The sequence below is a fragment of the Aquimarina sp. AD10 genome (assembly GCF_003443715.1).
Classification (GTDB): Bacteria; Bacteroidota; Bacteroidia; order Flavobacteriales; family Flavobacteriaceae; genus Aquimarina; species Aquimarina aggregata.
Genome location: NZ_CP031965.1, coordinates 5,030,994 through 5,046,316, shown reverse-complemented (window position 1 = coordinate 5,046,316; position 15,323 = coordinate 5,030,994). Strand labels below are relative to the sequence as shown.

Genomic DNA, 15,323 nt, shown 5'->3' with positions numbered 1-15,323 from the left:
CTTGCTGAACGCAAATATCTATCCGAAAAAATTGTTATTTATTAATCTTGTAGACTCTATTGTAGCCTAAAGAACCCCTTTATTGTTTTACCAATAATTTTTGCTCCTTTAGTTCCAGTAGCACTTGCTATATCAACTTGATATACATACGCATCTGTTGCAGTTTCAATACTTACATACGCTTTACCATTTTCAACTAAAATTGGTGACGAATATCGTTTTGCATGCAGTGGTATATTAGCTACATCGGTAACAGTTTTTTCAACCAAATCGATGATCACTAATTTTTGATTAAATACAGTTCTTCCAAAAGCCTCCCATTTATTACCTGTATCATTGGTTAGTATACGAGCAATCGCTTTATTACCACCTGCATAATCTAACGAAAATAACTTACCACCACTTGTTACTTCTTCTACATTAAAGAAGTAATCAGTATCAAACTCTGTTTCATTATTTTTGATTCTTAAAATCCCTGATGGTTTTGTTGATGCTTCAGAGAAACCAGCCATAACAGCACCACAAGAAAAAGAATATAAATCTCCGTTATCTGCCTCTATCAAACCTGTAGTCGTACCATTAACTCCAATATTACTAGTCCTACTATCTGCAATAATTTTTTCTGGAGTCGTTCCTATATTGGGGTATGAATACACAGCTACAAAAGCTTCATCAGGGTCAGTTGTACTAAGATCAACAGCCGCTCCTTCATCATTAAATTCATTTTTTATTTTTTGAAACGGAATAAATAGTTTATCTCCTCTTATCTGCAAGGCAGTAGGCCATGAAATTTTAGAATTTCGAGGATCAGCATTAGGTTCTACAAAAATTTGAATGTTAGAAATTTGTTTTACTAAGCCAGTCTGTGCATCGATAACATGTAATCTTCTAGTTGGTAAATCTCTCGCTATTTCCATAGCTAAAAGTGTATTGCCATCATCACTAGCTCCAAACATCTCTAAGGCGTTTTCAAAAATAAAACCTCCTCTTTTTTCTATAAATCCTTCTCCATTATCGGCATAGGCAGTACCTTGATTATCTTCACTATATCCCGTAGAAAAAAGTGTTTTACCTACTGGATAGAAAAATCTCCAGCTTGTAAGTTCGATACCTGTTCCTACTGCTGAAATTTCTCCAGACATGATATCTTCTTTACTTACTATATAGTCGGTTTCATTATCACCGGTTGTTCGTAACGCCATAACAAAACCTTTAGAAGATTGACCAGTTACTGCTGGCTCTGTTACGCCTCCTCCAGTAGGAACATCATCATCACTACTACAGGCTGTTAAACCAAGCAAGCCCAGAATAGCTATTGATAAAGTAGTTATTTTTAATTGTTTCATTTTATACTTAATTTTAATTGTGAATACTTATTATTTATTGTAAAAAATATCTGAATTTCAGATAAATTGCTCTTCCTGGTTTTTGAATTCTGAAGTTATCAAAGACCAAGTCATCCATTAAATTAGTCACTGAAGCAGAAAGGTTATATCTACCCTCTTTCCAACTATAATCTATATCTAATCCATGTATATTTTGTGCAGGTATATCATTCTTATCTAAAGGGTTACCGTTATTTTCTGTTTTCAGGAAAAAAGATTCTGTGAACGAATAATTCCAATATATTGCTAATCTATCCTTTAAAAACTTAGCTCCAAGTCTGGTATTCCAGAAAAAATAAGGGATATTAGGCACTCTACTATTAAAAGCAGCATTCTCAAAACCTTCATCAAACCTGTCTTTATCAATGATATCTTGATATGTAAAATTAAACTGTGCTTCAAATCGATTTATGAACAATGCTTTGATTCCAGATTCTATACCTTTTGTAGTAACATCAGTAAGATTATCAAACTCGCTAAAAATCCCTTCAGGTCTTTTTAAACGGATAAAATTATTTGATTGTCGGTAAAACAGATTAATATCATATGCTATTTTAAAAGTAGAAAAAGTAGTATTTAAGCGCCCTCCCAAATTAATATTATCGCTTTCTTCAGGTTGTAAATCAAAGTTGGGGGTTATAAACAATCCGTTTCCGAGTAACTCATAACTTTCAGGAATTCTATAGGCTTTTTCATATGATGCTTTTAGTGTTAAATCTCTTATCGGCCTTATTGCCAAAGAGAGACCGTAACCTGTAGTAGAAAAATCAATAGTTTGGGCTATAGCTCCATTGCTGTTTTCTTGGTCGGCTGAAAATAAATAATGCTTACCGAAGAAAGTAACATCATAAATATTTTGAGAATTTTTTAGCGTGTATGAAAGTCCAAATACATTCTTTTTTAGTGAACTTGGAGCTCTAAAAGAAGTATTGTTAAGGTTTACATCGTCTTTACCTTTTCGTTTTAAAAAATTAAAAGCATGATTACCCTCTATAGTATGGTTATCATTTAAAGAGTACTTTATATTAAATTGACTATTTGCTACCAGATCAGTAAGACGAAATAATGATCTGGCTACCCCTAATTCTCCTAATTGATCAGATTCATCTCTTTCGATAAAATTACCTGTCCAATTATACTTTCGAGTGCTGGTATCATCATAAGTTTCTTTGACGTTACCTACTAGACCAGATGCGCGAAGTTCTAAATTACTAATCGTTTTTTGATAAACAGTTGATATTAAATACGTTTGCCCTTCTGTATTAAAATCACCTAAAGCTCTAAAAATATTATTATCAGGATGCTGGTAATTATTTTTATTGAAAGTATTGAGCAATCGGAAATACCATTTATCTGCATACGCCTTATCAAAAACTCCAAATTCTGCAGACAACATTGCTGAAGTATATTCGTCATTAAATCTCTTAGCATCAATATTGCCTAAAAAATTACCCAATTCTAAATCAAAAACAGGGACATCTTTCATTATGTAATCATTGTCTGAATAATTAAAAAAAGACGTAAACCTGAAATAGTAATTCCTTTTACCTATTAATTGAGTATTTAGTGCTACTCTATGCGTATTAAATGACCCCACACTGTAGCTTGCGTCTAAATAGTTTTTATTTTTATATCCTGTGTTAATATTAATAGCCCCTCCAAGTGCATCGGACCCTAAAGAAATAGGAACCACTCCCTTATAAACTTCTATAGATTCCACGAGGTTAATAGGGAAATTATTGAGGGTTAATGTAGAACCAAAATTTTCCATAGGAACACCATCAATAAAGTATCTGATTTGATTTCCTGTAAGTCCATTTAGTGCTAATTTAAAATTAGAACCTAACCCTCCTACCTCTCTTATATTAACTCCTGGTATGCTTTTGATCACTTGGTTAATATCGGTACTTGAATTTTTAAGGTTTTTTGCCTCTACAATATTGAGATTATAGCCCTTATTGCGTTTTTTTTCATTTTCTGTTTTACTTTTTATTACAACATCGTTTAATTGCTCTATATCTTCTTGTAAAATGATGGTTAGGGATACCGTTTCAGAAGTTATTACAACTTTTTGTGTATTCTTTTTAAATCCTATATAACTGGTCTCTAAAACATAGGTTCCTTGCGTAATGGGAATAGTAAATTTTCCTTCAAAATCACTAATTGCTCCTACTCCTTTTAATTCAAGTATTTGAATTGAAGCTCCCACTATTGGATCAGAATTATGGTCTACAATTTTTCCTTTAATGCTGCTCTGAGCAACACATGATATTGCTACAAAAAACAGAAAAAAGACACTCCATTTTTTTTCTAAAATATTCACTGACGATTACAATTTTTTTTAAACTATTTAGTTAGACTTTATAATTATTATTTATATTTGGTCTAAATAAACTTAGTTGCAAAATTACTGTCTACAGAAAGAGAAAAATGACGTATTATGGATAAAAAAAGACGTAAAAAAACGTCGCTTAAAACCGAAACCAAAAACCTGAAAAACAAATGTAGTCTATACGCTATCTCTCAATTATTAACAACTCAAGAAGAGTGTGGGCTTATTTCAAAAAAATTTAAATTTTTAGATACCTATGGAGTTGGATATTTTGAATATCATCAATTTGATGGGTTACATATAAGTCTATTTGATGCTATTTTAAAAAAAGACTTTGTAATTCATGGTTATTTATCTAAACAATTCTTAGAACTTTCTTTTTTAATAGAAGGAGAACAGATCATCTCTATTGATAACAATACTAATGACATCATTTATGAAAGTCAAGAATGTTATCTTATATATGTTCCTGAGGTAAGTGGCTCTATTGCTTATCATAAACGCAAACGTTTAAAAGAGATAAAAATTAGAATGGATACGACATTTATCCAAAGGCATCGTCTTAATGAATCTTATAATATTCTTGAACGATTCGCATTAAAAAATCTACAAAATGGTTTTACAATGCCTTTGTGTACAAAAACTCAGGAAATATTAACTCAAATTTTACTAGACCAACGTAAAGGATTATTAAAACGTTTATTTTTAGAATCTAAAACCTTAGAATTAATCGCATTAAAACTTGACTCAAAAAAAGTCTCTAATCCAAAAGTTTCAATTCAAACAGATCACCTCGTTAAAAAACTATATCAAACACAATTTTTAATTTCGTCAGATCTTTCTATACAATATTCGATACCATTATTAGCTAGAAAAATTGGATTAAATGATTTTGTATTAAAAAAGGAATTTAAAAGAGTTTTTGGTCAAACAATTTTTGAATATGCTACCGAACAACGTATGAATAAAGCCAAAGAGCTTTTACATCACAGTTCGAAACCTATTTATGAAATTTCAGAACATGTAGGATATAAAAATTCTACACACTTTACGGCTGCATTTAAAAAAATAGCGGGTATTACTCCAAAAAAATACAGAGACAAGGGTATTTCTGAAAAAAATTAATTGATTAAAACTTTTGACTTTCGAAATTGTGCTTTGGCTAAAATCTCCATTCTGCGAAGGTCTAAATTACTAATTTTCATACATGCATCCACCCAAACATCGGTAATCTCGATTAGTTCTTCTTTTTTTAAGGGAAAAACCTTTTTCTTACAAATACTATGGTAATATTCAAAATTAAATCTTTCATTAAGTTTTTTTGCCAAACTATGTAGTCCCACCATAGCCGATTCTTTTTCTGCTATTGTATTGATAAGCCCCAAGGATTCAAAATATCTAGCATTAAATACTTTTCCACTGCGGATAATTCTATCAGCATCTACGGTATTTAATTTACGAAATAGCAGACTGTAAGCTCCCATTCCTGGAAATAAATTAAATTTATTTTCAGGTAATCCTAATTTAACTCCTTCTGTCGCTATCATAAAGTCATGAGCAAGCGCAAATTCAAACCCTCCTCCGTAGGCATTGCCTTCTAATAGAGCAACTGTAATCACTGGTAAATTAAAAGAGGTGTACATGGTATACATCGCATCGATACATAAATGCGCATATTCTTGTAATTTACTAATATTCTTATTTTTAATATTATTCAAAAAAAATGGTAAATCACCTCCCATATTATAGACTCCTTTATGCTCAGAGGCTGATACTATAAATTTCAAAGGACGATTTGGATGAGAAAAAAAATCTTGCACCCATTCACTAAATTCTTTAAACTCTTGAAGTCCTTTTAAACAAAAGTTTGGCATTCCTGTATCTTTTATTTTCCATAACAAAAGCTCTTCATGTTTAAAATAATCTACTGTAATACAATCAAATTCTCGCATAATCATGTTTTTTGAACTATTGCTTCTTTTTTAGAATTTTTGATGCTTTGTCTTTTAGAACCTTTTGACATTAGCCAACTATCAAGCACTATTTTTTGAATACCTAATGTTACCAATATACTAATAGGAATAAGTACCAATACACCGGTCACACCGAACTGTTGATATCCTAAAAATCCCATCCCCCAACAAATAATAACCCATTGGATCACATAAATAGTGGTCACGCGTTTACTGCAATAATAAAAAAACTCAAAAACCTTATTTTTTTTTATTCTAGTAACCAAGAGATTGGTTAGCCATAGTAACGTTAAATTAAAACCGGCTAAATAAATTGTCCCGCCAGGTCCTAAATGAAAATAATCTCCGAAATGATATGTAAAATTATAGATACACAGCCCTCCTCCTAAGAGCATTAATACAATCCCTGCAATTCCCATTCTGTTAAATAAATATTTATTGCTCCTATTTTGCTCTTTGTACCACATCCCAAAGAACATACCTATAAGGATAAAAGAAAACCAAGGAAATAAAGCAAAATAAACATTCCACTCTGCACCCCATAATAAATCTAAAATGTAATCAACGCCTTTTATCCCTAATCGAAAACCATGTATTTCTTTTGAAAATACTGCTATAATTAATGCCAGTACAACGGGTACAAATTTGTTTTTTGAAAATCGATTAATGATTCCCATAAATAGCAAAGAAACCCCTGCTAATTGTAAAATATCACCTGTTCCTAGCATATATAACATATTATCTAGAGTCACTGGTTTTGTCCAGCCATAGGCCGCAATAAAATTATCGGGTACAGTATCCACCAAAACAGGTAAAATAAATTTCATGAAATTCATAAAATACCCTATCCCCAAAATATACAAGGCCCTTTTTATAGAAAGTATTATGCTTTGATTTCGCGATAAGGTAAATGACACCCCCATTGCTATTAAAAACATAGGAGTTCCTTTTCCTATAAGATGAATAATGGACCCCAACCATGTCTCGGATTGCGTGTGTATATCTCCATAAATCCAAAGTGTATGTACTATAACTACCATTAATACACTTATCCCACGTGCTAGGTCTATTGCTAATATTCGATTTGTTGTTTTATCCATTATTATTAATTTGTAACGTTCTGTTTTTTGTTAACAGCATCTTTTAATAAGGCCTCTAGCCTATACTCTGTTGCTTTTTTCCCTCCGTCAATGTGATTCCATCCAGGATGCATAAAAATGTACTTAACTTTATCAGTCCATTTTGAAGCATTATTAATATCTCTCCAAAGTTCTGTCCATAATACTACTTGTATTTGCCATATACTTTTACTGTCTATACTATCTCCCATAAGTCCGTATATTGGTTTATCACTATCTAATTCTTTTTGAAGAGTACCGAACATCCTATCCCAAATAGAAAATGTTTCTCCGTAATTTGTGTCAAGATATTTGTGATTTTTTGCATGATGTACTCTATGTAGAGAAGGAGTAATCAAAATATGCTCTAACCAAACATGTCTACCAACCAATTTTTCGCTTGCATGTCCATATAAACCATATAAAGCGGCGATTAATTCGATAATAAAAATCATAAAAGGATCAAAACCAAAAATTGGAAGCCATAAAACGGTATGCGGCATATGTAAGAAAATAAGAAAAGATCCTCTTACAGCCACGGTTAACTTCATCTCTTCTGCGGTATGATGTACACCATGTATGCACCAAAAAAAACGAACTTTATGTCCTATATAATGCAGTACATAAAACATAAAATCATATACAAAATAAGCTAAAACCCATATATACCAGTTATATCCTAATGTAAATAGACGATATTCATATACCCACATCATTGTTCCTAAAATTAGGACTTTACCAAAAAAAACATACGGTATAGTCTGTAATACGTATGACAAAATATTTACAAAACCTTCTTTATTACTTTCTATTTTTCTGGTAAAAAAAAGAATACTCCATTCTACAATAACTAATATTATAATAAGAACCCCTGAAACACTTTGAAACTTAGAGAACAGTAGCTGAATCCAGTCATTCATATCTATTATCGTTTTGTTTTTCTAAATTTTTAATTTCTCTCGTTAGTGACCGTTCGGATTGTCTTTTCATGTTCCTTTAAAGCTTTGGTAATTAGTTTTTTTAGTTTAGTTTTTTGCCTTTATCAATTTGCTGCTTTAAATTCTGATTATCTCTACCTTTAGAGCTTTTGAAATTCTTTTTCAACATTATTTGATAATTTATTTCTAAACTTTGCAATTGGATTCTTTAATGCCCCCACTAATTCAAGGCTTTCGATAGGATCACTAAGATCTAGCATTTGTTTAGTATTCTTTAATTGTAATCTATTAAGACAACACCTATCAAACTCAGAAACAAAAAGATCATATCTCTCAAAGCTTGATTGCAATTGCGGATAACGGGCTTGATATGTATGAATACATTTTGCCACTTGCTCCCAAAATAAGTCTTCTGAATAGTCTAAGTTTTTTTCTAAAATCGAACTCATAAATCTGAAAAAACAATCAAATACATCTGTAAAAATCGTAAGAGTTTTCATTCTGTCTGAAGTTTCGGTATACAGTCGTTTTACCTTTGCCGGTAGGTCTAGTTCGGGATTAAAAACAATAACTTCTTCGGTTATATCTTTCATAAGAATTTTAACTGGAGTGTTATTTTCTAAGACCATGATTATATTTTCGCCATGAGGCATAAAAACAAACCCGTATGCGTAAAAACAATGTAATAATGGACTTAGATATGCATCCAAGTATTTTTGTAACCACATTGTTGTATTAAAAGGTGATGAGTTTATAAATGCTACCAGTAAAGAATCTTCATTTTTATCAGTGTGCAACAAAGCAGCCATAGTCATTAACTGTTGACTATTTGTAACTTTACAATGTGGGCTCTCTCTCCATAAAGCCGACAACATTTTGTTATGCGCATTTGTTTTACCAAGTACTTCATAATAGGTATTTTGAAAACCTACAGTTGCGACCTCACCTAACATGCAAAAACCATTTTCAATCAAGTAATTATCATTTGCCAACAGCTTGGTAATCCAGTCGGTTATATGCGGAGTACTTTTCATATAATAAGGAGAAAGACCTCTCATAAAACCCATATTGAGAATGGATAGCGCGGTTTTTGTGTACATCTTCTTAGGGTTACTCACATTATACAATGTTCGTATCGACTGTTGAGCGGTGTACTTATCTTCACTCTCTCCTAAAAAAACAAGATTTTGATCTGCTATATCTGCAGAAAAAATTTGCAGAATTTTGTTATTCCATTGCCAGGGATGCACCGGAATAAATATATACGATTCAAAATCTAATCCTTTTGCTTCTAATTTTGAATTAAATCTTGCGATAGTACTCACACCAAGTTCTTTATGCATTAGTGATTTATATTCATATTTTTTTGTGGCTGTATATGTTGTTTTACTTTTATGTCCAGCAAGCCATATTAATTTAAATGGTTGATTAGTTTCTGGGGCATATTTCATATAGTCTCCGCCGGTAAATCCGATCCGACCATTATTAGCAACAAAACATGGGTGTCCCTCTGTCATTGCATGTTCTATTACCTGAAAAGAACACTTTACTAATTCTTTAGATGAAAATTCTTGATTTTCTAATTTATATGCAGCACTAAAAAGTGTACTTGAAATTTCTTCCAAATAATTTGGCAATAAATGCTCGGATATTTTTAGTGTATTTCTGAACTCTACAATAAATTCAAAAGCATCTATTTTTTTTGACTTACCATTGTTATATTTTGTAATTGAACCTTCTTGAATATCCCAATGATCTAGAGATCTTATCTTTGCATTAAATTCATAGTATATTTCGGGGATATCGGCAACCAAACGATAGGTATTAAAGTGCTCTCCCCTATTAATTTTTTGAGGAACCAATATAAGTTCATGGGCAAATTCGCCAATAGCTTTACAGACTAAGGCTATGTTGGCTTTTTTCCATATTTGGGGATTTAGATGGGTCATGGCAGATAGGGTATCGGTATTGGTGTTTAAGTTGGTTGGTAATAGTTTTGTGCGTAAATATCTTTTAGCTTCATTGAATTGTTTTCTATCGCAAAATGCTAACGCTGCTCGCTTTTCGGGTAATTCAATTTCTTTATGGTATGAGAAACCTGCTTTTTTATTTAAAACATGAATTTTTTTATTCGCAGTATCAGGTTCTACAACTATTCTATTGATATAAGGTTGAGAGAAAAAGTATTCTATTACTGTACTAAACACATTCCATGTAAAACCAGAGATTTTATGTTTAGGAGGAGCTACCAGAATGTGCATGCCGTAGTCTGTATCTTCTACATCATAATATTGAGATATTCGATCATTAGAAGCTTTATATTTTTCCATCAAGAAAATAGGTTCGTCGTTCCAGGTTCCGATAAAAACATCATAATTTTTAATGGAAACTAATTTTGCATATTCTGTCTGAACATCTTCAAGAGATTTGTTTTGCATTCCCCAATAGGAAGCATATGGCCTTGTTACCCAATCATGAATGATTTTAAGATCTCTTTCAAAATCAAGATGTCTTAAATAAATAGTGCCAAAATTGTCTATTGATCTAGAGTAAACCGCATTTGATATATTTAAAGTATCTTTCATTTTTACACAATCTTGATTAAGATATCACCTTTGTTTTGTCTCTTTTATATGCGGCAATAGGGTTTTTTAATTTGCCCATAAACTGCAATAAAGCTACTGGGTCGTCAAGGTCTATCATTTGTTTATTGTTGTTTAATTGAAGCCTATTTAAACAAGACAAATGAAAATCAGGAGCAAATAGATCATAGCGCTTAAATTTTTCTTCCTGTTCAGGGTAACGATCTTGATACTCATAAATATTTTCGGCTACTGTCTCCCAAAACTGTATTTCTGTAAAGTTTGCATGCTCAACTAAAATATGAGACATGAACCTAAAGAAGCCGTCAAAAATATCTGTGAATATTGAAAGTAGTTTTACATCTTCGGGCACAGATGCATACATTCTTTTTAAAGATTTTGGTAAAACAACTTCAGGGTTAAGGATACAGGCCTCTTCAGTAATATCCTTTAATAATGCTTTTACCGGAACATGATTTTCTAATACCATGATTAGGTTTTCGCCATGTGGCATAAACACTAAGTCAAAATGATAAAAGCAATGTAGTAAGGGACTTAAATAAGCTTTAAAGTATTTGCTTAACCACCTTTTTGTAGATAATCCAGACTTCTTAATTATTTTTGGCAATAATGCTTCTCCACAATGATCTATATGTAAAAAGGCTGCCATTGTCATTAATTGTTGTTCATCTTTAATAAAATTTACTGGGCTTTCTCTCCATAATGATGCTAACATTTTATTATAATCATTATGCCCACCAAACTCTTCGAAATAAGGATTTACATAACTAATTGATGCAATCTCACCAAGCATTTTAAATCCTGTTTCCTCAATAAACGGATCATTATATAACAACTCATTTAACCAAATAGCCATCTTGGGTGCTGTGCCTAAATAATACAATGGCAAGCCTCTCATAAATCCCATGTTTAAAATTGATAATGCAGTCTTGGTATAAAACTTATGTGGGTTTGTACTATTAAATAAAGTTCTTATTGATTGCTGTGCGAAATACTGATCCGGACCATACCCCAAACAAATAAGGTTTTCTGTCGCTATTTCTGGAGAAAATATATTTGCTAATTTATTAAACCATTGCCAAGGGTGCATTGGAATCAAAAAATAATCATCCGGGTTTAAACCTCTTTTCTTTATAATATTCTGAAATGTATTAATGGAATCACTATCTAATTCTTGTTCAATTAATTTTTGATATGGTAAATCTTTGGTTGCAGAATAAACGGTACAATTTTTATGCCCTGCTAACCATACGATAGAAAAGGAATTTCCTGCCTCTGGAGCATAAGCTCTATAGTCACTACTATCAAATCCAATACGGCCATTATTAGCAACAAATCCAGGATGCCCCTCGGTCATAGATTGTTCAATAGTTTGAAAATCTGCATTAACTAATTCGTTTACTTTTGGGTTTCCTTTTAAATACTTAAAAGCACTACCATATAATGTACTTATAACCTCCTCTAAATACACCGGCATTTGATCATTCTTAATACCAAGTTGTTTCCTGAATTCTTTTATAAATAAAACTCCATCTAGCTTTACAGATTCACTTTGTTCATATTTTTTAATTGATGATTGATCTATCCATAGGTGATTTAATGCCAATGGTTTTCCAAGAAATTGATAGTGTATTGTAGGAACATCAGATTTTAAAACATAACTATTCCAACCTCCTTCTAGTGTATCTAAAATCTCAGGTTTGATAAGCAATTCATGATTGAATTCACAAATTGCTTTAGTGATAAATAATGTATTTACTTTTACCCATACTTCTGGTTGCAAATGGGCAATAGATTGTTGAGGAGAAACTGAATTATCTAAGGTATTCATTGCACTTCTTTTATTGATTTGTGGTACTACTATGTGTTTTTTATATTGCTCTCTTGACAAAAAAGCCAATTGTGCAGTTTTATGTGGTAACTCGACTATTTTATCTAACCGAAATCCTATTCGTTGGCATAAGGCAAACATCTTTTTGTTTCTTATATCGGGCTCAATTAATATTCTATTTATATTTAAATCTTTAAACACAAAATCCATTATTGTATTAAATAAATACCAAGTAAAATTTGGTATTTGAACTACTGGAGGGGCTACTATAATATGAACTCCACAATCATCATTTTGAGGTTTATAGAAGTTTTTGATATCATCTTGTTGTGGATCGTATCGTTCTAATAAAAAAACGGGTTGATCTTTATAAACTCCTATAAATACATCATAATGGTCAGGTTGCATTAACTTGGCATACTCAAGTTCTACTTCTTGTAATGAAAAACCTTGCATTCCCCAAAAAATGGCATAATCCATATTAACCCATTGGTGTAATAAACTACTATCATCAGTTATCCTAAACCGTCTTATTTTTATTTCTCCTAAACCTTCAATAGATTTAGAAAACAAATACTGTTTGTTAGTAGTTATATTTTTGTGGTTAAAGTCTGTCATGAATCTCATGTTTTTACCAATCTTTTTACGGCTAGTTTCATTTCTAAATTGAAGAGCAAATAGTAAAGTACCAAAGTGACAACAAAACCAGCTAAAGCAATAAAAAATGGAATCTTTAATCCTTGGTTTTCGACTACTATTCCAACAAAAAAGGATGATACTAGGACTCCAAAGTTTTGGAAAAAATGAACTTTACTATAGTCAATTGCGTATGATTCTGGGGTACTAAATTTAAATAGCAAAACATCAAATTTTACTACCCCTTGAAAAATGGCCCAGCCATATATAATCCTACCTATAATTACAACACTTAAAACAGGTGTACCCTGCAATAACAATCCCAAAACACCTAGTAGTAATATGGAAATAACACCTTGAAATCCATTATCTCCTGATTTTTTTTTCGAATTTACCCACAGGGCTATAAGTGCTACAAATCCTGGAATTGCATACATTGTTCCTGAAAGAAATTTTGAATCGTATCCTGAAATATGCTCCCAATAGCTTGCAAAAAAAGGACGAATTAGAAAATCACTGAAATAGAGAATCATGGTTATAACACCTATTTTAAGTATGAATCCTTTTGGTATTTTTCTTGTCTTATGCGGAGCATGATCTTCATGTACAGGAATAGGTTTTGCAGTATGATACTCTTTACTAGTTAACATATAATAACTCATCCCCATTTGGATAAAGTCACCCGCTGCCATAATTAAAAAAATATAACTAGCATTTACTAAATCCACCGTTAACCCCCCAATAACTGCACCCAAAATACCCCCTAAATGCACCACAACAGACAATAATCCAATTGTATCTGGATGTTCTTTTTTGGTGATAATTTTTAAGATATATGGATACACTAACAAATAGCTGCCTTTAAATAAAATCATAACTAAGGATATGATCCAAAAGTTGATGTATGAAGTTGTCCAATAACAACAGAGTGCTAACATTCCTGCAATGCATTGCGTATATACTAAGATCCTTAGTTCTTCTATCCTTTTAGAAATGTAGGCCCAAATCGGAAATGCAATCATTACCATAAAACAAATGGCTGCAAAATAATACCCCACATACTTAGGGTTTGAAACACCAAAACGAGTTTCAAAAAATTCTGGATAGAAAGGATGAAGTAAATAATCACTTACTACTGCTACTAATGTCATAATGATTAGAAATCGTTTCATACAACAGCGTGTTCTACCTTTATTTCTTCCTCTTTTGTAACTTCAAATTGTTGAAAAGCAATTCGTTTTTCGATTGGATAATATTCTTTTCCTGTAAGTTCTTTAATGATATATGAATTACGATAACAAGCCATTCCTAAATCAGGAGTAACAAATCCGTGGGTGTGTAGTTCTACGTTTTGCACAAAAATATCCGTACCCTTATGATCAATCGCATAGTTACGATGTACATCAAATCTTCCTTTTTTATCCCTGGCAATACGATTTGTTATTCCTTGAGTAAACTGAGGTTCTTGATATTGATATCCTGTGGCTAATACGAGACTTTCGGTTTCATGACGGTAATATTTGTCTTCTTCATGTTGATGTATTTCTAAATGAAAATTCTCTGAAGTATCATCATATGTAGCTTTTTGCAATTCAGAATTCGTTCTAAGGTTAATGTTTACCTTAGTCATAAGCTGCTTGGTGTATATCAAATCAAAAATATTAGCAATTAAATCCTGATTTATGCCTTTATACAAATGTTTTTGATTTTTTATAAGGCCATCACGTTTTTCAGCAGGTAAACTATAGAAGTAATCCACATACTCAGGAGATGTCATCTCTAAAGTCAGTTTTGCATATTCTAAAGGAAAAAACCGAGGAGATCGTGTGATCCAATTTAATTCGTACCCTTTATTATCAATATCTTGAAGCAAGTCATAAAATATCTCAGCAGCACTTTGGCCGCTGCCCATAACAGTAATTGATTTTTTAGACTGTAGGCTTGCTTTATGATTAAGGTAAGATGAAGAATGAATTGCTTTTCCTTTTAAATCCCTACAACAACTTGGCACTATGGGCTGCGTTCCTGTCCCTAATACTAACTTACGTGTTTTATATACTTTTTGTTCATTAGTTTTTGTACATCTTGAAAACACCACGTAATACTCTTCTTCTTCATTATATACTATTTCTGTGACTTCTGTCTGAAAATAAACATTAGATAATTTCTGGATTGCCCATTGACAGTAATGATTATATTCATTTCGAAGTAATAAGAAGTTTTCTCGTATGTAAAAGGAGTAAATTCGTCCTTGTTCTTTACTATAATTTAGAAAACTATATGGATTTGTTGGATCGGCGAGAGTAACTAAATCTGCCATAAATGGGATTTGCAAGGTGGTATCTTCTAGTAACATGCCAGGATGCCAATCAAATTTTTCTTTTTTATCTAGAAAAATCCCGTTTACATCGGTAATTGTATCTGTTAAACATGCTAAACCTAAATTAAAAGGTCCTACTCCAATAGCTATAAAGTCTAATATTGTTTCTTTTTTCAGTTTCATAATC

At 31.8% G+C, this 15,323-nt stretch carries 10 protein-coding genes; 1 reads left to right on the top strand and 9 read right to left on the bottom strand.

The genetic code is table 11. The annotated features are described in order from the left end of the window. Positions 1-56: 56 nt before the first annotated feature. A complete protein-coding gene (locus D1816_RS20905; protein WP_118505449.1) occupies positions 57-1,346 on the bottom strand; it encodes a DUF4374 domain-containing protein in 1,290 nt (429 codons plus the stop codon). A gap of 34 nt (positions 1,347-1,380) precedes the next feature. Next, entirely contained in the window at positions 1,381-3,708 is a 2,328-nt protein-coding gene (locus D1816_RS20900) for a TonB-dependent receptor (protein ID WP_118505447.1), read from the bottom strand. Between the two features lie 117 nt (positions 3,709-3,825). Here D1816_RS20900 and D1816_RS20895 point away from each other — a divergent pair, with 117 nt between their 5' ends. Then, complete coding sequence (locus D1816_RS20895; protein ID WP_118505445.1) at positions 3,826-4,842, top strand: helix-turn-helix transcriptional regulator; 1,017 nt, start codon at positions 3,826-3,828, stop codon at positions 4,840-4,842. On the opposite strand, the gene D1816_RS20890 is transcribed toward D1816_RS20895, so the two are convergent. The 7 genes from D1816_RS20890 to D1816_RS20860 form a co-directional block, all read right to left on the bottom strand. Further along, positions 4,839-5,669 carry a crotonase/enoyl-CoA hydratase family protein gene (locus D1816_RS20890; RefSeq protein ID WP_118506307.1) on the bottom strand — a complete coding sequence of 277 codons (831 nt, stop codon included), beginning with the start codon at positions 5,667-5,669 and terminating at the stop codon, positions 4,839-4,841. The genes D1816_RS20895 and D1816_RS20890 overlap by 4 nt on opposite strands. A 2-nt stretch (positions 5,670-5,671) precedes the next feature. Continuing rightward, complete coding sequence (locus tag D1816_RS20885; RefSeq protein WP_118505443.1) at positions 5,672-6,790, bottom strand: heparan-alpha-glucosaminide N-acetyltransferase domain-containing protein; 1,119 nt, start codon at positions 6,788-6,790, stop codon at positions 5,672-5,674. Between the two features lie 5 nt (positions 6,791-6,795). Then, positions 6,796-7,728, bottom strand: a complete 933-nt coding sequence (locus tag D1816_RS20880; RefSeq protein WP_118505441.1) for a sterol desaturase family protein — start codon at positions 7,726-7,728, stop codon at positions 6,796-6,798. 158 nt (positions 7,729-7,886) lie between these two features. Further along, positions 7,887-10,331 carry a GNAT family N-acetyltransferase gene (locus D1816_RS20875; RefSeq protein WP_118505439.1) on the bottom strand — a complete coding sequence of 815 codons (2,445 nt, stop codon included), beginning with the start codon at positions 10,329-10,331 and terminating at the stop codon, positions 7,887-7,889. A gap of 16 nt (positions 10,332-10,347) precedes the next feature. Continuing rightward, positions 10,348-12,798 (bottom strand): GNAT family N-acetyltransferase, encoded by a 2,451-nt coding sequence (locus tag D1816_RS20870; protein WP_118506306.1) that lies wholly within the window; start codon positions 12,796-12,798, stop codon positions 10,348-10,350. Between the two features lie 5 nt (positions 12,799-12,803). Further along, on the bottom strand, positions 12,804-13,988 hold the full coding sequence (locus D1816_RS20865) for an MFS transporter (RefSeq protein WP_233565215.1): 1,185 nt from the start codon (positions 13,986-13,988) through the stop codon (positions 12,804-12,806). Further along, a complete protein-coding gene (locus tag D1816_RS20860) occupies positions 13,985-15,319 on the bottom strand; it encodes a lysine N(6)-hydroxylase/L-ornithine N(5)-oxygenase family protein (RefSeq protein WP_118505435.1) in 1,335 nt (444 codons plus the stop codon). Before D1816_RS20860 ends, D1816_RS20865 begins: the two co-directional genes overlap by 4 nt. Positions 15,320-15,323: the final 4 nt, after the last annotated feature.